This is a genomic window from Allotamlana fucoidanivorans, assembly GCF_006265225.1.
Taxonomy (GTDB): Bacteria; Bacteroidota; Bacteroidia; order Flavobacteriales; family Flavobacteriaceae; genus Allotamlana; species Allotamlana fucoidanivorans.
The window spans coordinates 119431-143314 of sequence record NZ_VDCS01000002.1; the positions used below are offsets into that span (position 1 = coordinate 119431).

The window sequence follows — 23884 nt, forward strand, 5'->3', positions numbered from 1 at the left end:
GAGGGAAAGTTAAAGAATTTTAATTGATTTATAATAGATTACTATAATTTCTAGAGCTTGTTTCATTTAAAGCAGACATACTCTTTGCTTTTTTATATATCTGAACCCGTTTATCAAATTTCTCGTAATCAGAATTATTAGATTGATATTCAGGAATGAGTTGCTTCATTTTCAAAACAATATTATTGTTTTGAAAACGGTTAGTCATACATAGTTCTTCAATCTCTGATTTTATCTTGCTATATTCTAGTGCTCTCGTTTTACTTATCATAATCTTCTTGTGATAGGTTGATAAGGTGTTTTCCCCATTAGCCAGCAACTCTTCATACAATTTTTCTCCAGGTCTTAAGCCGGTTATCCTAATATCAATATCTTCTGGATATCGCAAACCTGAAAGTTTAATCATATTTTTAGCTAAATCAAATATTTTAACCGATTCGCCCATATCGAAAATAAATATTTCACCACCTTTACCCATCGTGCCAGCTTCCAATACCAAACGAGACGCCTCAGGTATGGTCATAAAATAACGGGTGATATCTTTATGCGTTAAGGTTAAAGGCCCTCCATTTTCTATTTGTTTTTTAAACAAGGGAATCACGGAACCATTGGATCCTAAAACATTACCGAAGCGCGTTGTAATAAATTTTGTTTTGCTTTCCTTTTGTAAGCAACTAATATACATTTCAGCAAGGCGCTTCGTGGCTCCCATTACGCTAGTAGGGTTAACTGCTTTGTCAGTAGAGACAAAAACAAATTTTTTCACATTATACCTGGATGCGGTATCGGCAAGAAGCTTAGTACCATTTACATTTATTTTTATAGCTTCATAAGGGGTTTGTTCCATCAATGGAACATGCTTGTATGCCGCAGCATGAAACACCAAAGTCGGTTTGTATTGTTGAAATATGGTATCAATTCTTAAACCATCTCTAATATCTGCCACTATAGCAGTTTGATTATGAAAACCACTACGTATTAAATCTTGTTGCACATCATAAAGCGCTGATTCTGCTTGGTCTACCAATATAAGTTCCTTAACACTAAAATGAGCCAGTTGTTTTACCAATTCACTTCCAATAGACCCGGCAGCTCCAGAAATAAGCACGGTTTCACCCCTAAACTCGCTTAACAAATTAGGATTGTCTATTTCAATAGGTGGACGACCCAACAAATCTTCTATTTGCACTTGTTTGATTTGTTTTGTACTTAATTCACCATTAATCCATTGCTCGATAGGTGGTACTTTATTAATTTTAACATCAGAATCTACTAAACTATCAACTAACCTTCTTAAGCGTTCTAATTTTAACGTTTGAGAGGCTACAATAATTTCATCAATACGATTACTATGAATATAGTCCGCTGATACTTGTTGATGATTTATGATAGAAATCCCATTAATCTTTTTTCCTATTTTCTTCACATCATCATCAATGAACGCTACAACTTGGTAGGAGGAATTGTTATTACTCACTAAAGCATTGTAGGTAACAATACCAGAATCAGCCGCACCATAAATTAAAACACGCTTTGATACTCTGAACTTACATTTTAGGTACTTAAACAACATTTTAAATGCTAATCTGCTTGCGGCAAGTAGTACAAAACTCAATAAGGCATGTATAACAATAATAGATAAAGGAATGGTAAAATTAGGGGCTAATCCTGTTGTTCTATTTATAAACACAACACCAATACACAATGCTGATATTAGTGCTATAGATTTAAAAACAGTAACAATGTCTGAAAATCCGGTATGGCGGATCAAACTTTTATAGGAGCCTATAATTAAAAAACTAACCGAAGCCACAATAACCAAAAAAGGCAATTGAATAGCAAACTGTTTTAAATCGAACTGTAAAGTAAAATTAAAACGGATGAGATAAGCCATACAAAATGTTACTAGTATTGAGAGCAAATCAATACCAAAAACCAGCCATTTTGAAGCATGTTTATGAGTGAGGGAAGCTAAGTAATTTTTTATCATGAATTGAGGGATTTCTTTATAATAGCAATAATTCTGTTTAAGTCATCAGTGTCTAAATTAGAGCCACTAGGCAAACACAAGCCCCTATTGAAAAGGTCTTCTGATACGCCATTGGTATAGCTCAAACAATGCATAAACACAGGTTGTAAATGCATTGGTTTCCATAAGGGTCTGGATTCAATATCGTCCTGTAACAACGCTTTTCTTATACGCTCTCTGGTCTCAAATGCGTCTGTTGAAATACAGGTTATCCATCGGTTTGAAAAACAACCTGTTGGTTCTTCTAAAAAAGTAATGGAATTACATTCTGATAAATGTCTTTTATAATACTCGTAATTTCTTCGTCTAGCTTCAACTCTTAAGTCAAGTACTTCCATTTGTCCTCTACCTATACCCGCTAAAACATTACTCATTCTATAATTAAAACCAATGGAAGAATGTTCATAATGCGCCGCATCATCACGAGCCTGTGTGGCCAAGAAAACAGCCCGTTTTTTTAGGGATGGATCTTTACAAATCAAGGCACCGCCACCCGAGGTTGTTATAATTTTATTACCATTGAATGATAAAATTCCAAAATCCGCTAAGGTGCCACAAGGTTTACCATAATAGGTACTTCCAAAAGCTTCAGCACTATCCTCTATCACTGGAATACCATACTTTTTTGCAATAGTTTGTATAGCATGCGCTTTATAGGGTACCCCATATAAATGCACCGCTATAATGGCTTTAGGTGTTTTGTTTTTATGTATTCTGTCAATTATCGCCTTCTCGAGCAGATACGGATCCATATTCCAGGTCTCTAATTCGCTATCCACAAAAATAGGCGTAGCACCTTCATAGAGAATCGGGTTGGCTGAGGCCGCAAAGGTAAAACTTTGACATATTACCTCGTCACCCACTCCTATACCTAATAAGCGTAAGGCTATATGTATGGCTGCAGTACCTGAACTTAACGCAGCTACATCACAATCATTGCCCAAGTAATGTTTAATAGCATCTTCAAAACCATCAACATTGGGCCCTAATGGAGCAATCCAATTAGAATCAAAGGCCTGGGCAACATATTTTTGCTCTGCACCTCCCATATGGGGAGAGGATAAATATATTTTCGTTTTAGTTAGCATGGTTTGTTATCATATTGTTTAATGGCATAAGGCGAGCCTCCATAGTAATCAACTATGTTGCTTTTCGTTTTAAAAATATATGGAATTTCCCTTGAGACATTAATACAAATTCGTTTTAATTAATATTTTTAACATGTGTTTTATAATGTTATAACAACCTATTTTCTAGATATAGCATATAAACACAAATTAAATTTTTAAGCTATTAATCAATTCAATTTTTGTATTCAACGGTGTAAATTTAGTAATTGTTTTAATTCATTGGAGGCACTTAGAATATATTTCGCTAAAAGCCTATTTATTTCGGTTTATCAGCAACCAAAATTCAGGATATAGCAAAAGTTTGCAACTCATCGAACGCCTCGTATTTAAACGATGTTAATGTACCGCTTACTTGCTCTATACAACCCATATGACCTTTCTGTTTTTTAACATGAGGCGCATACATCGGAAAAATTAACACCAGCATGAATTTCATCGGAAAAAATGAAACCTTAATACAGGAATCATCTTTCCTTTCATAAATTTTTATAATATTTGCTTCAGCTATTAAACACCCAAACAAAAATGACTTACCCACAACTGGATGAATTAAAAGGAAAACGTGTTTTAGTAACAGGAGGTGCTGGCTTTATAGGGTCAAACCTGATTGAAGTATTACTAGCACATGGTATAGCTGTTGTTTGCTTAGATAATTTTTCAACAGGAAAGCGAGAGAATATCACACCCTTTTTATCAGATTCAAATTTCACTTTAATTGAAGGCGATATTAGGCATCTTGAGGATTGTAACCAAGCATGCAAGAACGTAAACTACGTGTTGCATCAAGCGGCTCTAGGATCTGTACCAAGATCTATTAAAGATCCCATCACAACGAATGATGTTAATATTTCAGGATTTTTAAATATGCTGGTAGCAGCAAGAGATGCTAAGGTAACCCGCTTTGTATATGCGGCAAGTTCATCAACCTATGGTGATCATGAAGCTTTACCAAAAGTTGAGGACGTTATTGGCAAGCCTCTTTCGCCCTACGCCATTACCAAATATGTGAATGAATTATATGCTGATATCTTTCAAAAAACCTATGGCCTAGATACAATAGGCTTAAGGTATTTTAATGTGTTTGGAAAGCGCCAAGATCCTGATGGAGCCTATGCTGCGGTGATTCCCCTGTTTGTAAAACAACTTATAAAACATGAGTCGCCTGTAATTAATGGAGACGGCAGTTACTCGCGTGACTTTACCTATATAGACAATGTGGTTCAAATGAATATATTGGCTCTAACCACTACAAACAAAGCGGCTTTAAATACGGTGTATAATGTGGCTTATGGTGAACGCACTACGCTTTTAGAACTAGCAAGTTTATTGAAGAATCACTTAGCTCAGTTTGATAGGGACATTCTTAATGTTGCGATTAAACATAGAGATAACCGGGTTGGTGATATTCCGCATTCTTTAGCCTCTATAGACAAAGCAAAACAACGCCTCCAGTACAAGCCAAAGTACAATATCGATAAAGGTATTGAGGCTGCAGTAACATGGTATTGGAACCATTTAAAATAATTACAAATGTCAGTCTGAGCGCAGTCGAAGACTCATAAACAAATCAACTAATCAAAGAATAAACACCTAAAATGAACAATATAAAAATAGCAGTAATTGGTTTAGGCTATGTAGGTTTACCATTGGCTAGGTTATTTGCTACAAAATATCCTGTGATTGGCTTTGATATCAATGAAAAGCGCATTGATGAGCTAAGGCAAGGCAAGGACACCACACTAGAGGTGGCCTCAGATGTTTTAACAGCAGTGTTAAAAAACACCAACAATAATACCATAGGGCTTTTTTGTGCGTCTCATCTTCAGGCTATAAAAGACTGCAACTATTATATAGTAACGGTACCCACACCTATTGATAAAAATAATAGGCCCGATTTAACACCGCTTTACAAATCGAGTGAAACCGTGGGCAAAGTGCTTAAAAAAGGAGATATTGTTATTTATGAATCTACGGTGTATCCTGGAGTGACTGAAGAAGAATGTATCCCTGTACTGGAACGTGTAAGCGGACTTACCTTTAACCAAGATTTTTATGCTGGCTATTCTCCAGAGCGGATCAATCCGGGCGATAAATTACATACCGTAGATAAGATATTAAAAGTAACGGCAGGCTCTACCCCAGAAATCGGTAAAAAAGTAGATGCCCTTTATGCGAGTGTGATTACCGCAGGTACGCACCTAGCGCCTACTATCAAAGTAGCAGAGGCGGCTAAGGTGATTGAAAACTCGCAACGCGATATTAATATTGCCTTTGTTAATGAGCTGGCTAAAATTTTCAATCTATTAGATATTGATACCCATGCGGTATTAGAAGCTGCAGGCACCAAATGGAATTTTTTACCCTTTAAACCCGGCTTGGTAGGCGGGCATTGTATAGGGGTTGACCCTTACTATTTAGCCCAAAAAGCCCAAGAGGTGGGCTATCATCCTGAAATTATTTTAGCAGGCCGCAGGGTCAATGATAGTATGGGACACTATGTAGCGGCTCAAGTGATAAAGTTGATGCTGCAAAAAGACATTCGTATTAATGAGGCTAATATTTTGGTTTTGGGTATTACATTTAAAGAAAATTGTCCTGATGTACGGAACACCAAAGTGGTTGATGTAGTACATGAGCTTAAAAGCTATAATACCAACATTACTATTTATGATCCTTGGGCCAACCCAGAAGAAGTGAAACATGAATATGGCTTATCAACTACCCAAAACCTCCCTTCTGAACAATTTGACGCCGTAGTTTTAACCGTGGCTCATAAAGAATTTTTAGATGAAAATTTAGACGCTTTATTGAAAGATAATGGTGTTTTATATGATGTAAAAGGCGTTTTAAAATTATCTGTAAGTGGAAGGTTGTAAACGAAAATTAAACTAAAGTGAGTCAATTAAAAAAAGGAGCTGCATTGAATTACATGACTATATTTTTAACAAATGTGGTTGGGCTCTTTATAACTCCTTTTATACTAAACCATTTGGGGAAAGCCGAATACGGTGTGTATACCGCTATAGGTGCTTTGGTAGGAACTATATCTGTATTAGATTTAGGACTTAACAACACCATTGTGCGCTTTGTAGCTAAATACAGAGCTGAAAATGACCGAAAAAGTGAAGAAAATTTTTTGGCAACAACCATGCTGATTTATGCTGTGATTTCAGTAGTTATAGTCATTATAGGAATTTCCTTTTACGGCTATATTGATACATATTTCACTAAGATGAATACCGAAGAAATACGTATAGCTAAAACCATTTTCATATTACTTATTTTTAACTTAGCTATTGGGTTACCAGGAGGTAGTTTTACCGGTATATGTTATGGTTATGAGATGTTCGTTTTCCCAAAAACCGTCAATATTATACGTTATATTTTAAGAACCATTGTAGTTATAGGAGTTTTATTGTGGGGCGGAAAGGCTATTGCCTTAGTTATTATTGACACTGTTTTTAATATTATTTTTTTAAGCGTTGAATTTTATTATGTTTTTTACAAGTTAAAAGTTAAGTTCAAATTGCATGAATTAAAATTGAAATACATTAAAGAAATTTTTGGGTATTCGCTTTGGATTTTTGTTTTTGCCTTGGTTAGTATACTGCAATGGAAGGCTGGCCATTGGATACTTGGCAGAATTGCTACGCCAGAAGTTTTAACCATTTATGGAATTGGTATTGTACTGGGTACTTATTACGGGGCTTTTTCAACAGCAATTTCGAGCGTATTTTTACCTCGAGCAACAAAAATGACCGTAGATAATGCTTCTGGTGAAGAGTTAACCAGTATGATGATAAAAATTGGCCGAATTTCCTTTATTATTCTTATGTACATTTTTGGGGCTTTTCTATTATTTGGTTATCAATTTGTGTATTTATGGGTTGGAAAAGAACTTGGAAGCGATGGCTCCTTTGAAGTTTGGTTAATAGCATTATTGATTATGATGGCTTATACCCTTCCTTTGATTCAAGGGTTTGGAAATTCTATTTTAGAAGCAAAAAACAAGTTATCGTTCAAAGCCGTTTTGTATCTAACCTTCTTGATTACTGGAGCTGGATTTGGAGCTTTTTTGGCTAAAACTTATGGTGCTTTAGGTATGATATGTGGTACGGTAACAGGTTGGTTTATTGTGCAAAATGTTATGAACTTCTATTATCACAAAGTGATTGGTTTAAATATCTTTAGATTTTTTAGAGAACTATCCTATAAATCTCTTTTAACTGTTTTTGCAATTATTGTTATCAGCTATTTTATAAATTATATACCGGGTAATGGCTGGCTAAATTTTATTTTTAAAGCAAGCTGCTATTCCATATTTTACATACTGGGTATGTATCATTTGGGCCTTATCGAATTTGAAAAAAAATTATTTAAAGATTCTCTATCACCAGTTTTTAAAAAAATCAATGAATAATGTTAAAGTTAAAAAGCATAAGTTTTACAGATGGAGGAAGAAAGGTTAATTATGACTATTCAGTTACAGATACTATTAAAAAATACTTTAACGCTGAGCATAAGTTCTATATTAAGTATGGTGAAGATGTAAGGAACGTACCAACTAGTATTTTGGTGATACCCTTTCTTTCAAACTTTTTACCCATCTCTTGGTTTGCCAATTTTGATATAGAAGTTGAAGAAATTGATGAAGGTTTTAATTTTGCGATTAAGAAAGTTAAGGATGAATTTCAAAAACAATTTCACGATTATAGCATTCTGGGAGATTTAAATTATAGAAAACTTATATCAAATAAAATAGAAGGAAAGAAGACGGCCATGCTGTTTAGTGGTGGTGTTGATGCTTACGCCACTTATATAAGAACTTATGACCAGATTCCCGATTTAGTAACTATTCTTGGAGCCGATATTGATATTGATGATAAAAAGCAATGGGGAGAATTTACAAATTTCATTGAAAGCGAAGAGTTATTAAAAAACAACAAAAAAGTTTATATTGAGACCAATGTGCGTAATTTTTATACTTACCAAGTTGAACTATTGTTAAAAGACATTGGTTGGTGGGGCAAGGTTCAGCATGGTCTGTCTCTAATTGGTTCTTTAGCACCAATTTCATATTTAAGATCTTATAGTAAGATTTATATAGCCTCTTCATATACCAAAGCTATAGACATTGCTTGGGGGTCTACACCACAAATAGATGAAAATATTACGTGGTCTGGTATTAAGGTTTTTCATGATGGTTATGAACTTCAAAGGCAAGATAAAGTTGATTTAATTACTAAGTTTTCTAACGAAACCAATAACAAATTTAAACTTCGTGTATGTTATTCCGAGCTTAGAACTGAATTTAACTGCAGTTGTTGTGAAAAATGCTATCGAACCATTCTTGGTATCATTTTAAATGGGAAAAATCCAAATGAATATGGATTTAATGTTGATAAGGGTGTTTATAATGAAATTTTTAAGGTATTAAAGCAATATGGTTCAAACATAGGAATGAACTACTTTTGGTGGGAACTCATGGAGAAATCTAAGGTATCACAAAACATGTTTGTTTTTGAAAATATAGAAATAGAAAATAAACAATTAGAGAGAATAAGAGATGGAGAATTACAAAGTATGTTAGAAGCCAAAATAAAAAAAACTAAAAATTCAAAAGAAAAGCTAAAATTTATTTTAAGGAATAAGTATCCTTGGTTAATCAAATTAATAAAAAAAATCAAAGTATGAAATACGGTTTACTTACTTATATAGAAAATCAAAAATATTTTAATATCGGAGATAATATACAGAGCTTGGCTGCTAAGCAATTTCTACCTAAAGTTGATAAGTATATAGATAGAGAGTCAATGGCTTTTTACAGCGACGAAGAAGTTAAACTGATTATGAATGGTTGGTTTATTCACAACACTGAAAATTGGATTCCTTCCGATAAAATCAATCCTTTATTCGTTTCTTTCCATATGAACAATACGGCCGCTCCTTACATGTTAAGTGATAGAGGTATTGCTTATTTAAAAAAACATGAACCTATTGGTTGTCGCGATCAATTTACAGCAGACACTTTAAACGCTAAAGGCATTGAAGCTTACTTTACTGGTTGTTTAACATTAACATTAGATTCGTATAAGGTGGATGATTCAGAAAGGGGTGATGACGTTTATATAGTTGATCCGTTATATAGCTACCCAAGTCCTCAAAAAAATTTTTACAACTCAAGAGCAACTATAAAAAATATTCTGAATGGTAAAGCTTTACAGTTAAGGAAAAAAAGTAAACATGTAAAAAACTTCATTAGTCAAGAATTACTTAATGAGGCCCATTATGTCAATCAAGAACCTTTGAATAACATTTCTGATGAGGAAAAATTTGATATTGCTGAAGAACTTCTTAAAAAGTATGCAAGGGCTAAATTAGTTATTACTTCTAGAATACATTGTGCATTACCTTGTTTAGCAATGGAAACACCAGTTATATTTATAAATGGCTTTGATAGTTTTGTGGATTCTTGCCGATTTGATGGTATTTTAGAATTATTTAATCGCATTGATATTAACACAAAAACAGGAGAATTCACCTCAAACTTTCCATTACAAGGAAAAATACACAAAGACACAAAGGTAAAAAATCTTGGTTTGCATCATAAGTTAGCTGAACCTCTAAAGAAAAAGTGCAGAACATTTGTATCAAAGTAAATCTATTGTAATGATTCCAAAAATAATACATTATTGTTGGCTTAGTGATGACGAGTTTCCCAATTTAATAAGATTTTGTATTGAATCTTGGAAAGAGAAGTTACCTGAGTATGAATTTATGCTTTGGGACACCAATAGGTTTCCCGTTGAGGACAATATTTGGGTAAAGCAAGCATTTCAAGCTAAAAAATATGCTTTTGCATCGGATTATATCCGGTTATATGCTGTTCTTAAATATGGAGGTATATATTTAGATACTGATGTTGAAGTAGTAAAAAGCTTTAATTCGTTATTACACCTTCCCTATTTTTTCGGTTCCGAAGGAGATGGAATAATTGAAGCAGGTGTATTTGGTGCGAAGAAAGATTCAAATTGGGTTTCTAAATGTTTATCCTATTATGAAAACAAATCCTTTATCAGGGAAGATGGCAGCTATGATACGCTAACACTACCGAGAATAATGATGAAAAAAATGCAAGAAAATTATAGAATAAAAGAACTAGGATACTCTGAAGCACAAAATCCAAATTTTTCATATTTAGCAAATGAATTGTTTATGTTTCCAAAAGATTTCTTTTGTGCTAAAAACCATGGAACTGGAATTATTGAAAAAACAAAGAACACCTTTTGTATCCATCATTTTGCAATGTCATGGGTGCCAAAACGAATTGCTTTTCTACCTAACATTAAAAGAAAACTGATGAAACTTTTTGGAGTAAATACAATTAATAAAATAATTGTATTTCTTAGATTAAGGAAAATATTAAGAGGAGGTAAATAAAGTTGCGTGTTTTATATTTAAATAAATAATGAAAATAGCTTACATAACAGATCAATTATACTTACATGGTGGTGCGGAGAGGGTTTTAACCAATAAGGTCAACTATCTAGCCAACTTAGAAGATATGACCATTTTTATTATAACTAATGAACAAAAAAAAAATAAATTTTGTTATGATATTGATTCAAAAGTTAAACATTTAGATATAAATTTGATTTATAAAAGAGACAGAAGCTATTTTTCCATATTAAACATAGTTAAAGCTCCTATTCATTTTTATAAATTAAAATCTTTATTGAATAAAATTAAACCAGATGTAATAATAACTTTAAGTTCTCAATATGATTATTATTTTTTACCATTTATAGTAAATAAAACTCTCATAATAAAAGAATTTCATTCTTCAAGGCATTACTATCAACAAGATAGGGCCAATTGCAGTAAACTAAAAGGGTTTGTTTACAAATTAAATGATTTTGTTGAGAGAAAATACACTTATAATGTATTACTTACTGATGATGAAAAGAAATATTTTAAATCAAACAATACTATTGTAATACCCAATTTCCTTATAGATATTCCTAAATCATTTTCATCATTAACAAATAAGAAAGCAATAAGCGCAGGGAGAATAGCACCAGTAAAGGGGTTTGAGAACTTAATAATAGCGTGGAAAATTGTATTTGAAAAAAACAAAGAATGGATCATAGAAGTCTATGGTAATGGAGAAAAGAAATATGTTGAAAAACTAAATAATCTTATTATTTCTTTAGGCTTAGATAATAACTTTTTTATAAAAGAAGCTACACATCAGATAGAACAGAAAATGCAAGAGGCGTCATTTTATGTTATGAGTTCTTTAACCGAATGTTTTCCAATGGTTTTATTAGAATCAATGTCTAATGGATTACCAATTATATCTTTTAATTGTCCTAACGGTCCCAAAAATATTGTCTCACATAATAATGATGGATTGTTGATAGAGGATGGTAATGTTGAGAAGCTTGCGCTTGCTATATTAAATATGATTGAAAACGAAGAAATGCGAAAAAACTTTAGTAAAAATGGGACTTTGAATGTCAAAAGGTATAACAAGCAAACAATAATGAAGAAGTGGCTACACTTATTTGGTTATAAAAATTTGATATTATAAATGAGAAAGTTACTATTCGTTATAAACTCTCATAATATAAATTCATACTTATTCAAATGTATTGAAAGGGTTAGTAATGAAATTTCCGATATTTATATAGAGATATTTATTGATAAAGATATCGCAAACATAGAATTTTCATTTCCACCTATTACGAAATTCATAGATGAAAAATTCAATAATTTGTCAAGTAATCCTTTGGATTTTACAAACATAAGTCTTTTAACAATTAAACCCAATATAAAAGTTATAGGTGATTTTTCAAGTTTAAGCTTTTGTGATTACATTATTTTTGAGTCAGAACCTATACTTGATAGTAAATATAAAAAACTATCAAAAAAAGGATTTTTGACTTTTGACTCAAACTATAATTTTATTTTAAGTTCAATTTTATATGACAAAAAAATACCTCTTAGAATATTGTTTAATGATTTAAAGTCTACACAATGGAAAATTATTTTTGGAGTTGAATTAAAAAAAGAAAAAGGAGTAATAAACAATATTCACAAGATTCTTTTTAATTTCTCTATTTTTTTGATAAAATTTTTAAAAAGCGATAATGAATATTTATATGCAGGTGCTTTTCAAAAAAGGGAAAATAAAAGGTCAAAATTGAAGACTCATTTTAAATTTGTTATTTATTATATTGTACTGACGTTTAAAATATTCTCAAGAAAGTTTTCATATAATAAACTAAATTGGAAAATTGCTATTAAAGAAAATGATCGCTATATTTTTTTAAAACAACCAAAGAATTCATTTTGGGCTGATCCATTTATCATAAAAAATAAAACAGGAAGCGTTGTGTTTTTTGAAGAGTTAAAAGAGAATAATATAGGTCGAATATCATGTTTAAGGCTTAATGAGTTTCATGAAGTTATTGAATACAAATCTGTTTTGGATAAGGATTACCATTTGTCTTTTCCAAATGTATTTTTTAGGGATAATACTTTTTACATGATACCAGAAACCAGTCAAAAAAATAATTTACAACTATATAAATGTGAGGTATTCCCTTTTAAGTGGAATTTTGAAAAGAATTTGATGGAAGGCATTAAACTTGTTGATGCTATATGGTTGTATTATGATGAGTTGTATTGGATTTTTGCTAACAAAATTGAGGATTTTGAACATGATAACAATGAAAGGTTATATCTTTATTATTCTGATGACCTATTCAGTAATAAATGGCAATCTCACATAAGAAATCCAATTATTGCTGACTCTTCTAAATCTAGAAATGCTGGCAATTTTATTTTTGAAAATAACAAAATTTACCGGGTGTCTCAAAAATGTGTGTCGAGTTATGGAGAAAACTTAGTGATAAATGAAATCCTTGAACTTTCAAAATTTGATTATAAAGAAAATACGGTTGAAGAAATATTTCCCCATGATAATTATGTTGGTTTACATACAATGAATAGCAGTAAGGATTTGAAAGTATTTGATTTTTTAATAAAAGAATAATGTTTGATTTTATCCCATTGGAATACTATTTTAGGGTGTATATCCATATAGCCTTTTTTGTTGTAGTATTTACTTTATTGCATACCTATGCATTATCCATCAATGACCGTAAAAATATAAACTATATTAATATTATAGGGTATTTGTTTTTGTTTTATGCCATATTGTATATTGGTTTTAGACCCGTAAGCGGACGTTTTTTTGGGGATATGTCCACTTACAACGTTAAATATTTAAGATATGTTAATGGGGAGCCGTTAAACACCAAACAAGATGTTTTTTTTGAAATATATATGAAGATTTGTTCTCAGTTTTTAACGGTAAAGTATTTTTTTTTACTCTGTGCCATTGCTTATATTCTTCCTTTCTATAAAGTTTCTATTTTCTTTTTTGGAAAATATTGGCTATATGCATTTTTGATGTTCGCTGTTTCTTTCTCGTTTTGGACATATGGCACTAATGGTATCAGAAACGGCATGGCTACATCTTTTTTTTTGTGGGGCGTGTCACTTTATAACAAAAAGTTTTGGATGATAGTTGTGTTTATTATTTCTACACAAATACATAACTCATTAATGCTTCCTATAATGGCATTTTTAATATCACATACATATAGTAATTCTAAATCATATTTTATATTTTGGCTTTTTTCAATTCCACTTTCCCTAGCTTTTGGTGGCATATGGGAAAACCTTTTTGCAAGTTTAGGTTTTGGAAACGATAGGCTTTCTGGTTACATTTCAGGAACTCAGTTAGATGATGCCGGAATCGTTACCAGCGGTTTTAGGTATGACTTTTTGTTTTATAGTGCCGTAGCTGTTTTTGTTGGATGGTATTTTATTTTTAAAAAAGATTTTTATGATAAAGTATATTTTCATTTGTACAATACATATCTTATATGTAATGGGTTTTGGATATTGGTAATTAGAGCAAATTTTTCAAATAGATTTGCATACTTATCATGGTTTTTGATGGGATTAATAATTATTTATCCTTTCTTGAAAGGATCTTTTTTTAACAATCAACATATTGTCATTGGCAAAGTACTTACTGCCTATTTTTCTTTTACATATTTTATGTATTATGTTTATTATTAATAACCTCAAAGAATAATGAAAACTTTAACCGTTTTTACACCTACCTTTAACCGTGCCTATTGTTTAGATCAATGTTATGATAGTCTAATTAAACAAACCAACCAAGATTTTATTTGGTTAATTATAGATGATGGTTCGTCAGACAATACTAAAGAATTGGTTAATAGTTGGATTAAAGAGCATAAAATTGAAATACAGTACCACTATCAAGACAATCAAGGGATGCACGGGGCACATAATACAGCATATAGCCTCATTAAAACAGACCTCAATGTGTGCATCGATTCTGATGATTTTATGCCAAATAACGCCGTTGAAAAAATTCTTTGTTGTTGGCATGATAATAAAAATGATCATATAGCAGGGATCATTGGCTTAGACGCAGATAAGCAAGGACGAATTATTGGTTCAAAATTACCTGAAAATTTATATATATCAACCGTAATTGATTTGTACCAGAAGCACCATGTTGTTGGAGATAAAAAATTAGTTTATCGAACTAAAATTATAAAACAATACCCACCCTACCCAATCTTTGATGGAGAAAAGTTTGTCCCTTTAGGCTGTTTATATCAATTAATTGATCAAGATTATAAAGTATTGACATTAAATGAAGTGCTATGCATTGTTGAATACATGCCTGATGGTTCGAGCTTAAATATGCTAAAACAATATAGGAGAAATCCAAAGGGGTTTGCCTATTCTCGTTTGATTGAAATGAAATATGCCATATCATTTAAAGAAAGAATGAAAAAAGCCATTCATTACGTATCTTCAAGTTTATTGGCAAAAAATTGGAGTTTCATTTCTGAATCAACAAGAAAAATGCACACAATATTAGCCATCCCTTTTGGGTTCATGCTATATCTATATATCATTACTAATACTTCCAAAAATTAAAAAAAATGAACCCATTGAGAGTATTACACGTACTAACTATAATGAATCGAGGTGGTGCTGAAACTATGGTAATGAACTACTACAGGAATATAGATAGAACTAAGATTCAATTCGATTTCCTTTTGCATCGTGAATCTGAGGGTGCATTTGACGATGAAATTTTATTATTAGGTGGTAGAATATATAGATTACAAAATATAAATTTTAAGAATTTGCGTCAATATAAAAAAAGCTTAGATACTTTTTTTAAGACACACCCGGAATATAAAATAATTCATAGTCACCTTAACGGTTTAAGTACATTTGTGCTAAAAGCTGCTAAAAAAAATAATGTTCCTGTAAGGATTGCTCATAGCCATACTAGTTTATATAAGGTCAATATGAATCCTTTTTCAAGAAACAGACACAGTCTTAATTTTATATTTAAGTTCTTTGTTCAAAATTATTTCAAATTAAAGGTTCCTAAATACGCCAATCATTACTATTCTTGTGGCAAAAAAGCTGGTTTATGGCTATTTGGAAAGCGTAATATCAATGCGGTTAATATGATTAACAATGCCATTGATTCCGACAACTTTGTTTATCAAGAAAAAAAGGCGAGAACCATAAAAGAACAACTTAATTTAAACAATAAATTTGTTGTTGGTCATGTAGGTAATTTTGTTGTTGAGAAAAACCATTCTTTTTTAATAAGGGTTTTTGGCGAGTTGCTCAAGTTAAACAAAGATTGTGTTTTATTGCTTGTTGGTGGTGGTGACAATAAAATGTATAAGGAATTGGTGTCTGAAATGGACATTGTTAATCAAGTGAAATTTCTTGGTGTTAGAAATGATGTAAATAATATTTTACAGGCCATGGACGTGTTTGTGTTTCCCTCAACAAATGAAGGCTTACCGGTAACTCTCATAGAGGCGCAAAGTTCTGGGTTAAAAATTCTAGCATCGGATGAAATATCCAATGAATTAAACATTACAGATTTGGTGAAATTTATGTCTCTAGACCAACCTCCAAAATATTGGGCAGAATTCATTATAAAACATTCAAACTATAATAGAGAAAATACTAAAGATAAAATTGTAAAAGGAAATTATGATATAATTAATAATGCCAAAATGTTACATGATTTGTATCAAAATGCTTTAAAAAAATAGTCAAATGTGTGGAATTAACGGATTTATTTCAACTAATCAAAATACAAGTAAAAAGATATTTCTTGATAATATCAATGCAATGAACAACCTGATCTTTCATCGGGGGCCAGATGATGATGGAGTCTATACTGACATTAACAATGATACAAGAATAGCTATGGGCATGAGAAGACTTTCAATTATTGATCTTAGCTCAGGAAAACAACCCATTTTTTCCGATAACAAACAAATTGTTATTGTTTTTAATGGTGAAATTTATAATTATCTAGTGCTTAAAAAAGAATTAGAAGAAAAAAATGTAACCTTTAAAACAAAGAGCGATACTGAAGTTATATTGAGAATGTATGAAATGTATGGCATAGAATCATTTAAAAAATTAGATGGCATGTTTGCTTTTAGTATTCATGATAAAATAAAAAATAAAGTTTTTATTGCTAGAGATTTTTTTGGTGAAAAACCTTTGTATTATACTAAAAACGACAATGGATTTTATTGGGCATCAGAATTAAAATCTATCGTTAATCAGTTGCCCTTATTACCACGTATAGATAATCTTGGACTCAATCTGTACTTTAAACTCACCTACATTCCTGCTCCTTATACAATTTACGAAGGTATAAAAAAGCTTGAATCAAATAATTATATTGAGTACGATTTAAAATCCAATAACTTCTCTTCAATAATTATTGAAAATGAGCATCCAAAAAACATAAAAAAACCAACATTTAGTGAGGCCAAAGCAAAAGTGAAAGACTTGGTCCAGCAAAGTGTAGAAAGTCGTTCTGTCGCCGATGTGCCTTTGGGAACGTTCCTATCCGGTGGTGTGGATTCTTCGATAGTTTCGCTTTGCTTATCTAGAATAAATAATTCAAAAATTAACACTTTTTCAATTGGTTTTGAAAAAAAATCATTTGACGAATCGGATAAAGCACGCACAGTAGCAAAACTTATCAATAGTAACCACCATGAATTTATTATTAATGAAAAAGATTTAGAAAACCATGTGCATGATATTCTAGATAATTTTGATGAGCCCTTTGCGGACTCGTCTTGCCTGCCAACATATTTAGTAGCTAATAAAACAAGTCAACATGTAAAAGTAGCCCTAACAGGTGATGGTGGCGATGAAGTGTTTGGAGGCTATAATAAATACTATATGGGAAATATTAATCAAAAGTACACAAGAATAGTTCCAAATACAATTCATAAGGCCATATCCAAACCAGCTGAGCATTTATTTAAAACTAAGGATGATAATAGAGGTGTGAGATTTTTGATAAGACGTTTATTAAACTCCATTAATTATTCTGGAGATCATTATTGGGACATTATATCTTTGGGTTTTCCATCAAACAGTTTATCGTCCTTTTTATTACCTGAATTTTTCCAAACGGAACCATTTGAATATTATAAAGAGTCAACTAACATCAAATCACCCAAAAACCTAACTGAGTACCGATTAATAGATAAGGTTATGAGTTTAGAAGGCGATATGTTAGTTAAGGTTGACAGAACCAGCATGTTGAGTTCCCTAGAATGTAGAGCCCCTTTTTTAAACAAAAAACTATGGGAATATACAAAGTCACTACCACATGCGTATTTGATGAAGGGGTGGGATAAAAAATTTATATTAAAAGAGGCTTTTAAAGGAGATTTCCCGAAAAACTTTTTAATCAAATCGAAATCTGGTTTTGGAGTTCCCGTAGGAGACTGGTTAAGGTCCTCTCTTAAAAAGGATTTGGAATATTTTGTTAATGATGCATTTTTAGATTCACAAAATATTTTTAAAAAAGAAGCTATTAAACAACTAGTTTTTGAACACCTAAACGGGAAAGACCATACCTTTAAAGTTTGGACATTTTACTGTTTTCAAAAGTGGTATTGTAAAGAATATAAAAGTTAAACACTATTTTTTTAAATTATTTATAATGTATTAATGTACTTTTAAATTAATTACAAGTATTATTTAGCATAACAACTTCATTAGAATTTGTTGTGCTTGGAATTTTTATGCAACTAAAATTAAGTGGTTTATTTATAGTGTTTGAAGAAATTAAAATATTATGGTTTACTCCTCTCAAAATAATACCCTCACTATTATCACTATTAACTATATTAGATATGATTTCAATATTAGAAGCGTTTTCTATTTGTGCCCTACCTCCAGAAACATTATTTTTAAATATTACACCACTTGCACTTGCAAAATCACTAAAGGAAGTTGAAGATTTGAAAGAATTATTTTCAACATTTACTTTGTAATTTCCATCACCAACACCTTGATTAAGACCTACAAAATTCAAATGAATGGTTTTGACATCAATTTCATTATTAGTAATATTAAGTTTATCTGCTTTTGTAAGTTGTATTGTTATACCAGCGCTGTTATTTTTCTGCGAGGTAATTCGATTATTACTTATCTCCATATTAGTAATAGACTGTAAAAAAAGACCTTTAGCACAATCATTGATAATATTATCATATACTTTAACCTTACCAGTATATATTGTTATACCACTATCATATCCAGTAATTGTGTTTCCATATATTTCATTATTAAAAACGGTTTCTCCTTCTCCAGTTGCTAAAATAGCAGCACTATTAGACCCTGCCATAGCTTTAAATGTGTTATTACGAATTTTTGAGTTGGAAGCATAACTCCATCCAACTAAGCTTTCTAAATCATTATTTTCAATGATAATGTTATCACCAACATAAATGGTGAAGGCACCATTTCGGCTTCCTCGTTCTATATTTCCCCTTATGGTTACATCAAAAACTCTTTGATAATAAATCAATTCTCCAGTATTAGGATCTCTTTCTCTTACTGGTTCTATGTCCATAGCATAGCCTACAACCCCTCCATCAGAATTTTGTGAGGGTTGTGCATTGTCTATAAAAGTGTTATTCTCAACAAGTATATTATGCCCATCAGTAAGTGCAAAAGCTATCATTCTGTTTTTTTCGAAATGACAATTCTTTATTATGATTGAATTTGAAGGATTGTAGTCTGGGTTAAAAGAAAAACCTATTGACTCAATAAATAACCCACCAACTGACCCCATGGTCATTTTAACACCATCGATTACCACATTATTACTTGCATGAATAGTTAGTAAATGAGATCCTTCTTCAGCATTAAGTTTTGAATACTTGCGTAAATCTCTATCTCCATATAAAACTCCTCCGGTAACGTTAACATTTGTTTCTTCCCTTATTGCAAGTAAAGCAGCGGCTTGACTTGAATCATTCGTCGATGGAAATACCCTAAGTATGGTATTGTCTGTCATTATTAGATTAAAATCAGAAGGTATATTGATTGCCTCAATAGACCTATAAAAGTTTTGATTGGATGTTGTACTAGTAACCTTACTTACCTCAAAATAAGCATCCATTTTATCAATCTTAAAAGTAGTTACCCCTAATTCTTTAACTTGAAACATCATAGATTCTAAAATATCTCGATTTTTCAATGCAATATCTGAAGTCGTTTCTCCTTCTACGATCCCCCAGCGTTTAGGATCAAAATGAAACACCGGGTCTTTCATGGCTGGTGCAGACCCTCCTAGTGTTAAACTGGCATCTAATAACTCACCAGAAACAGTAGAATTATCAGAAAAATTAAGGGTACCATTAATAATATCACCACCTTCGTAAAGCAACGTCACATTGGTGGGCAAGTTAACCGTTTGTCCTTTTAAGTCTAACACACAGTCTATAATAACCGTGCTATTCGGTTCTAAATTTTCTAAAGTAAAACTACAAGGGGTAGTACTTCGTTCTTCATCACTGCCATCTTCTTCTTCAATATCTTCAGGTTTTTCAATCTCAGTATTATCGTCCTGTTTTGGTTCAATAAATAAGTCCTCATTGTTACACGACCATAGCGTTGTTAACAATACCATCAATAAAAGCATAGGTTTAAACATCATTTTCATAAGTCCTAAAAATTTGGGGTGCTACTAATTATTCTAATCACAATATTAAATATTTCAAAAAAAACATCGATAAGATGTTCTGTTTTTTCGATTAAAAACATTATCATCTTGAGTTTTAATCGTTTAAATGTAGTTTTGTATCGATAAAATGTAATTTAGTTGCTCATTTAAAACCTATGTACGTCCATTCTATGCAAATGGATCATATTTTTTTTTGGAATCGCAAAAATAATTATTCTTTTTAAACCGCTAACTACTTGTTAATAAGTCGTTATAACTTTTTTAACTGCTTTTAACAGGCCTAAAAAAAAATGGCATGATACCTATTTAGATAACCCAGCTTACGCTAATGTTTAATACATGCCCATCATTTGTATGAGAAATGAGCTGAGTATAACCCCTAATAGGTTTAAAGGGCGCTGCCCCAAGGTTTTGAAAGTACCATTTATCAACATTTACTCCTTTAAAAGCATCAGGTTAGTTTAGCTTACAGTCTTAATCACAAGCCTTAATACAATACTATAGTAAACTTATGTATTTAACAATCAATAAGTTATGCTTTATTTTAGATCATTAAAGAATGATAAAACATTTTAAACAATTAGGACGCCTCTTTGTTTAAAACTATGTTTTCAAGAGTTGGATTTTTTTACAAACTTTGTAAGGTCAGTTAGACATTTCAAGGAAGTGTACTAAGACTATAATTTTTTTACTCATGTTTAAATTTTTATGCTTATGGCTATTAAATTTAAGGCGCAAGCCAGAAAAAACCCTCAGGATTTAAATTTACCTGAGAAGTACTATGCTGCTGCAATAGCAGATGGTAGTGTAGATATGGATTCGCTCGCGGAGCAAATTTCCTATCAATGTACCGTAACAGAATCCGACTGTTATGCGGTATTGCTCTCTTTAGAGCGCAACATTATTGACGCACTAAAGCAGGGGCGTATTGTTAAACTAGGACGCTTGGGTAATTTTCAAGTGGGTATAAGCTCAGAAGGCCGTGATTCTGAATTAGAATTGGATGCCAGTGCGATTACAAAATCCCGAATTTTATTCAGACCTGGTAAACGCTTACGCCGTTTATTAAATGACTTATCATTTAGAAAAGCGAGCTAGAACCCCGTAAGCCAAGTGTAATAAGGTCTTGAGTGCTTCTCACCACTCAGGGCCTTTTTTTATGCCTATACCTTCACTAAACCATGCGGATGCCAAGGTTACAGCATCAGGATGAGTGCCAAGAACGCTCAGAACGTTTTAGTTCTTTGATCTTAAAGTCATTTTAAACCATAAAAAAAGCCCAAAAACACAGCTAGAACCCCGTTTTTTGAGCTAAGTTTAATAAGGTCTTGAGTATTCTCACCCACTCAATACGTATTTAAGGGTACTAAATTACTCAAATAAACCCTAACAAAACAGATTTTTGTTTTTTTTAATGTCTTTTTTATTGAAAAAAACAGGAGCATTCTTAGCTTTTTGAAACATGGCGCCACCGTTGTTGGTCGAATTTTACATGAGATGAACCATTAATCCTGTCATCTTTCTGTATAACTTTATATATTTGCTTGACGTCTTAAAAAAGACTTGCTACATGAAAAAAAAAATAATACGAGTGACCACCGTACCTGTTTCTCTGGGCACCTTATTAAAAGGACAACTTAAATTTATTTCAGCCTATTTTGATGTGATAGGGGTTTCTTCGTCAGAGGATGGGATCCTGGAAAGTATTGGTGAAACAGAAGGTATAAAAACAATACCCTCTGTTGAAATGACCAGAAAAATAACCCCTTTTAAAGACTTAATAGCGCTTTGGAAACTCTATGTTATTTTTAAAAAAGAACAGCCTTTTATGGTACATTCACATACCCCAAAAGCAGGCACCTTGTCTATGATAGCGGCAAAATTTGCTGGAGTACCACACAGATTACATACCATTGCAGGCCTTCCTTTAGTGGAAGCTCGGGGGCTTAAACGTTCCCTTTTAAACACGGTAGAAAAAGTGACCTATGCCTGTGCAACTAAAATTTATCCTAATTCATATGGCCTAGTTGATATCATTTTAGATCACAAGTTTACAACTCCAAAGAAACTAAAGGTGATCGCTAATGGAAGTTCAAATGGTATAGATACCTCTCACTTTAATCCTGCCCACTATTCTAGGGATTTTAAACAAAACCTAAAGGCACAACTTCAACTGTCTGAAAATGATTTTATATTTGTTTATGTAGGGCGTCTTGTTAAAGACAAAGGCACAAATGAATTAATTGAAGCCTTTGTAAAACTAGCTGATAATACCCCTAACATAAAATTGGTATTGGTTGGTGGCTATGAAAATGACCTCGATCCGCTCAAACCAAATACCCTAGATGCCATAAAGCATCATACTAGTATTGTCTTTGTGCCTTGGGTAAAGGATGTTAGGCCCTATTTTGCTATTTCAAATGGCTTAGTATTTCCAAGTTATAGAGAAGGCTTCCCTAATGTGGTTTTACAAGCTGGCGCCATGGGAATTCCTAGTATTGTAACCAATATTAATGGGTGCAATGAAATTATTATAGAAGGACAAAATGGCCTTATAATACCAACAAAAGATGTTGAAGCTTTGTACAATAAAATGCGTGAATTTTATATGGAGGGTAATAAATTTAATGCAGATACCTGCAGAGACCTTATTGTTACCAGATATGAACAGCACCTTGTTTGGAAAGCTATTTTAAAAGAATATCAAGGACTTTATATACCTATAAACCCAGAATAGCAGCCCTGCGTTTAAGTCTACAAAAATAATCTTTGACCTATATCAGGATAGTCTGTTACCGATAAAATTATAACCATCAACGGAAATTATACAGGATAGCTGCTTCGTATAAAAGATAGTTTTATATTTGATAGATAATTATGGTTTGATATTATAGCACTCTCCCTTTTAAAATATTAAAACAGCTGTAACCTACAATATGTATTACAAAACCTTTATTAAACCCGTATTAGACTTTTTAGTGTCTTTCATTGCCATACTGTTGTTGTCTCCAATTATCATAATAGCAACCATAGGTTTAACCTTGGCAAATCATGGTAAACCCTTTTTTATACAAAATAGGCCCGGTAAAAATGAACGTATTTTTAAGATTATCAAGTTTAAAACCATGACCGACACAACCGATGCAAACGGTAACTTATTACCTGATGCAGACCGATTGACTGCTATTGGCAAAATAGTGAGAAAAACATCTATTGATGAAATTCCACAGTTGTTCAATGTTCTAAAAGGCGACATGTCTATTATAGGCCCTAGACCATTATTACCGCAGTACCTACCTTATTATACAGAAGAAGAACGTAAAAGACATTGGGTAAAACCAGGTATAACAGGGTTAGCGCAGGTAAATGGAAGAAATTTTTTAGATTGGGAACCCCGATTGAAGCTTGATGTAGAATATGTCAAAACAGTGTCGTTTAAAGTTGATTTAAGTATTTTTTTAAAAACGATATATAAGGTATTAGCTTCTAAAGATATTGCGGTTGATGCAACCAAATCGCAGCCTTATTTAGATGAATTAAGAAAAAATGGAATGTAAA

At 32.0% G+C, this 23884-nt stretch carries 18 protein-coding genes; 15 read left to right on the plus strand and 3 right to left on the minus strand.

The window, feature by feature from the left end:
• Positions 1 to 28 precede the first annotated feature (28 nt).
• Positions 29 to 1990 (minus strand): polysaccharide biosynthesis protein, encoded by a 1962-nt coding sequence (locus FGF67_RS02180; protein WP_139694826.1) that lies wholly within the window; start codon positions 1988 to 1990, stop codon positions 29 to 31.
• Positions 1987 to 3117, minus strand: a complete 1131-nt coding sequence (locus FGF67_RS02185) for a DegT/DnrJ/EryC1/StrS family aminotransferase (RefSeq protein ID WP_139694827.1) — start codon at positions 3115 to 3117, stop codon at positions 1987 to 1989. Before FGF67_RS02185 ends, FGF67_RS02180 begins: the two co-directional genes overlap by 4 nt.
• Positions 3118 to 3684: 567 nt before the next feature.
• Between FGF67_RS02185 and FGF67_RS02190 the strand changes: the two genes are divergently transcribed.
• From FGF67_RS02190 to asnB, 12 genes are all read left to right on the plus strand, one after another.
• Complete coding sequence (locus FGF67_RS02190; RefSeq protein ID WP_139694828.1) at positions 3685 to 4683, plus strand: SDR family oxidoreductase; 999 nt, start codon at positions 3685 to 3687, stop codon at positions 4681 to 4683.
• Positions 4684 to 4754: 71 nt separating this feature from the next.
• Positions 4755 to 6035: a nucleotide sugar dehydrogenase gene (locus FGF67_RS02195; protein ID WP_139694829.1), complete on the plus strand. Its 1281-nt coding sequence runs from the start codon at positions 4755 to 4757 to the stop codon at positions 6033 to 6035.
• A gap of 17 nt (positions 6036 to 6052) precedes the next feature.
• The gene (locus tag FGF67_RS02200; RefSeq protein WP_139694830.1) at positions 6053 to 7579 is read left to right on the plus strand and encodes a lipopolysaccharide biosynthesis protein; all 1527 of its coding nucleotides are present in this window, start codon (positions 6053 to 6055) and stop codon (positions 7577 to 7579) included.
• The gene (locus FGF67_RS02205) at positions 7579 to 8853 is read left to right on the plus strand and encodes a hypothetical protein (RefSeq protein ID WP_139694831.1); all 1275 of its coding nucleotides are present in this window, start codon (positions 7579 to 7581) and stop codon (positions 8851 to 8853) included. The genes FGF67_RS02200 and FGF67_RS02205 overlap by 1 nt, the downstream gene beginning before the upstream one ends.
• Entirely contained in the window at positions 8850 to 9818 is a 969-nt protein-coding gene (locus tag FGF67_RS02210; RefSeq protein ID WP_139694832.1) for a polysaccharide pyruvyl transferase family protein, read from the plus strand. Before FGF67_RS02205 ends, FGF67_RS02210 begins: the two co-directional genes overlap by 4 nt.
• A gap of 10 nt (positions 9819 to 9828) precedes the next feature.
• Complete coding sequence (locus FGF67_RS02215; protein WP_139694833.1) at positions 9829 to 10599, plus strand: glycosyltransferase family 32 protein; 771 nt, start codon at positions 9829 to 9831, stop codon at positions 10597 to 10599.
• A gap of 28 nt (positions 10600 to 10627) precedes the next feature.
• Positions 10628 to 11752, plus strand: coding sequence for a glycosyltransferase (locus FGF67_RS02220; protein ID WP_139694834.1), 1125 nt, complete (start codon positions 10628 to 10630; stop codon positions 11750 to 11752).
• On the plus strand, positions 11753 to 13219 hold the full coding sequence (locus tag FGF67_RS02225) for a glucosamine inositolphosphorylceramide transferase family protein (RefSeq protein ID WP_139694835.1): 1467 nt from the start codon (positions 11753 to 11755) through the stop codon (positions 13217 to 13219).
• Positions 13219 to 14316 carry an EpsG family protein gene (locus tag FGF67_RS02230; RefSeq protein WP_139694836.1) on the plus strand — a complete coding sequence of 366 codons (1098 nt, stop codon included), beginning with the start codon at positions 13219 to 13221 and terminating at the stop codon, positions 14314 to 14316. The genes FGF67_RS02225 and FGF67_RS02230 overlap by 1 nt, the downstream gene beginning before the upstream one ends.
• Before the next feature lie 15 nt (positions 14317 to 14331).
• Positions 14332 to 15216: a glycosyltransferase family 2 protein gene (locus tag FGF67_RS02235; protein ID WP_139694837.1), complete on the plus strand. Its 885-nt coding sequence runs from the start codon at positions 14332 to 14334 to the stop codon at positions 15214 to 15216.
• 5 nt (positions 15217 to 15221) lie between these two features.
• Positions 15222 to 16367, plus strand: a complete 1146-nt coding sequence (locus FGF67_RS02240) for a glycosyltransferase family 1 protein (protein WP_139694838.1) — start codon at positions 15222 to 15224, stop codon at positions 16365 to 16367.
• A 4-nt stretch (positions 16368 to 16371) separates the two neighbouring features.
• Positions 16372 to 18270, plus strand: coding sequence for an asparagine synthase (glutamine-hydrolyzing) (gene asnB, locus FGF67_RS02245; protein ID WP_139694839.1), 1899 nt, complete (start codon positions 16372 to 16374; stop codon positions 18268 to 18270).
• A gap of 46 nt (positions 18271 to 18316) precedes the next feature.
• On the opposite strand, the gene FGF67_RS02250 is transcribed toward asnB, so the two are convergent.
• A complete protein-coding gene (locus tag FGF67_RS02250) occupies positions 18317 to 20272 on the minus strand; it encodes a right-handed parallel beta-helix repeat-containing protein (RefSeq protein ID WP_158293162.1) in 1956 nt (651 codons plus the stop codon).
• A 768-nt stretch (positions 20273 to 21040) separates the two neighbouring features.
• Between FGF67_RS02250 and FGF67_RS02255 the strand changes: the two genes are divergently transcribed.
• From FGF67_RS02255 to FGF67_RS02265, 3 genes are all read left to right on the plus strand, one after another.
• Positions 21041 to 21424, plus strand: coding sequence for an HU family DNA-binding protein (locus FGF67_RS02255; RefSeq protein ID WP_139694841.1), 384 nt, complete (start codon positions 21041 to 21043; stop codon positions 21422 to 21424).
• Positions 21425 to 21896: 472 nt separating this feature from the next.
• Positions 21897 to 23063, plus strand: a complete 1167-nt coding sequence (locus FGF67_RS02260) for a glycosyltransferase family 4 protein (protein ID WP_139694842.1) — start codon at positions 21897 to 21899, stop codon at positions 23061 to 23063.
• A 199-nt stretch (positions 23064 to 23262) separates the two neighbouring features.
• Positions 23263 to 23883: a sugar transferase gene (locus tag FGF67_RS02265; protein ID WP_139694843.1), complete on the plus strand. Its 621-nt coding sequence runs from the start codon at positions 23263 to 23265 to the stop codon at positions 23881 to 23883.
• The last annotated feature ends 1 nt before the right edge of the window (position 23884 follow it).

What these genes read in the sequence shown, in the direction of transcription:
- FGF67_RS02180 (WP_139694826.1), bottom strand. Translation starts at nt 1,990, where the DNA reads ATGATAAAAAATTACTTAGCTTCCCTCACTCATAAACATGCTTCAAAA.
- FGF67_RS02185 (WP_139694827.1), bottom strand. Translation starts at nt 3,117, where the DNA reads ATGCTAACTAAAACGAAAATATATTTATCCTCTCCCCATATGGGAGGT.
- FGF67_RS02190 (WP_139694828.1), top strand. Translation starts at nt 3,685, where the DNA reads ATGACTTACCCACAACTGGATGAATTAAAAGGAAAACGTGTTTTAGTA.
- FGF67_RS02195 (WP_139694829.1), top strand. Translation starts at nt 4,755, where the DNA reads ATGAACAATATAAAAATAGCAGTAATTGGTTTAGGCTATGTAGGTTTA.
- FGF67_RS02205 (WP_139694831.1), top strand. Translation starts at nt 7,579, where the DNA reads ATGTTAAAGTTAAAAAGCATAAGTTTTACAGATGGAGGAAGAAAGGTT.
- FGF67_RS02210 (WP_139694832.1), top strand. Translation starts at nt 8,850, where the DNA reads ATGAAATACGGTTTACTTACTTATATAGAAAATCAAAAATATTTTAAT.
- FGF67_RS02215 (WP_139694833.1), top strand. Translation starts at nt 9,829, where the DNA reads ATGATTCCAAAAATAATACATTATTGTTGGCTTAGTGATGACGAGTTT.
- FGF67_RS02220 (WP_139694834.1), top strand. Translation starts at nt 10,628, where the DNA reads ATGAAAATAGCTTACATAACAGATCAATTATACTTACATGGTGGTGCG.
- FGF67_RS02225 (WP_139694835.1), top strand. Translation starts at nt 11,753, where the DNA reads ATGAGAAAGTTACTATTCGTTATAAACTCTCATAATATAAATTCATAC.
- FGF67_RS02230 (WP_139694836.1), top strand. Translation starts at nt 13,219, where the DNA reads ATGTTTGATTTTATCCCATTGGAATACTATTTTAGGGTGTATATCCAT.
- FGF67_RS02235 (WP_139694837.1), top strand. Translation starts at nt 14,332, where the DNA reads ATGAAAACTTTAACCGTTTTTACACCTACCTTTAACCGTGCCTATTGT.
- FGF67_RS02240 (WP_139694838.1), top strand. Translation starts at nt 15,222, where the DNA reads ATGAACCCATTGAGAGTATTACACGTACTAACTATAATGAATCGAGGT.
- asnB (WP_139694839.1), top strand. Translation starts at nt 16,372, where the DNA reads ATGTGTGGAATTAACGGATTTATTTCAACTAATCAAAATACAAGTAAA.
- FGF67_RS02250 (WP_158293162.1), bottom strand. Translation starts at nt 20,272, where the DNA reads ATGGTATTGTTAACAACGCTATGGTCGTGTAACAATGAGGACTTATTT.
- FGF67_RS02255 (WP_139694841.1), top strand. Translation starts at nt 21,041, where the DNA reads ATGGCTATTAAATTTAAGGCGCAAGCCAGAAAAAACCCTCAGGATTTA.
- FGF67_RS02260 (WP_139694842.1), top strand. Translation starts at nt 21,897, where the DNA reads ATGAAAAAAAAAATAATACGAGTGACCACCGTACCTGTTTCTCTGGGC.
- FGF67_RS02265 (WP_139694843.1), top strand. Translation starts at nt 23,263, where the DNA reads ATGTATTACAAAACCTTTATTAAACCCGTATTAGACTTTTTAGTGTCT.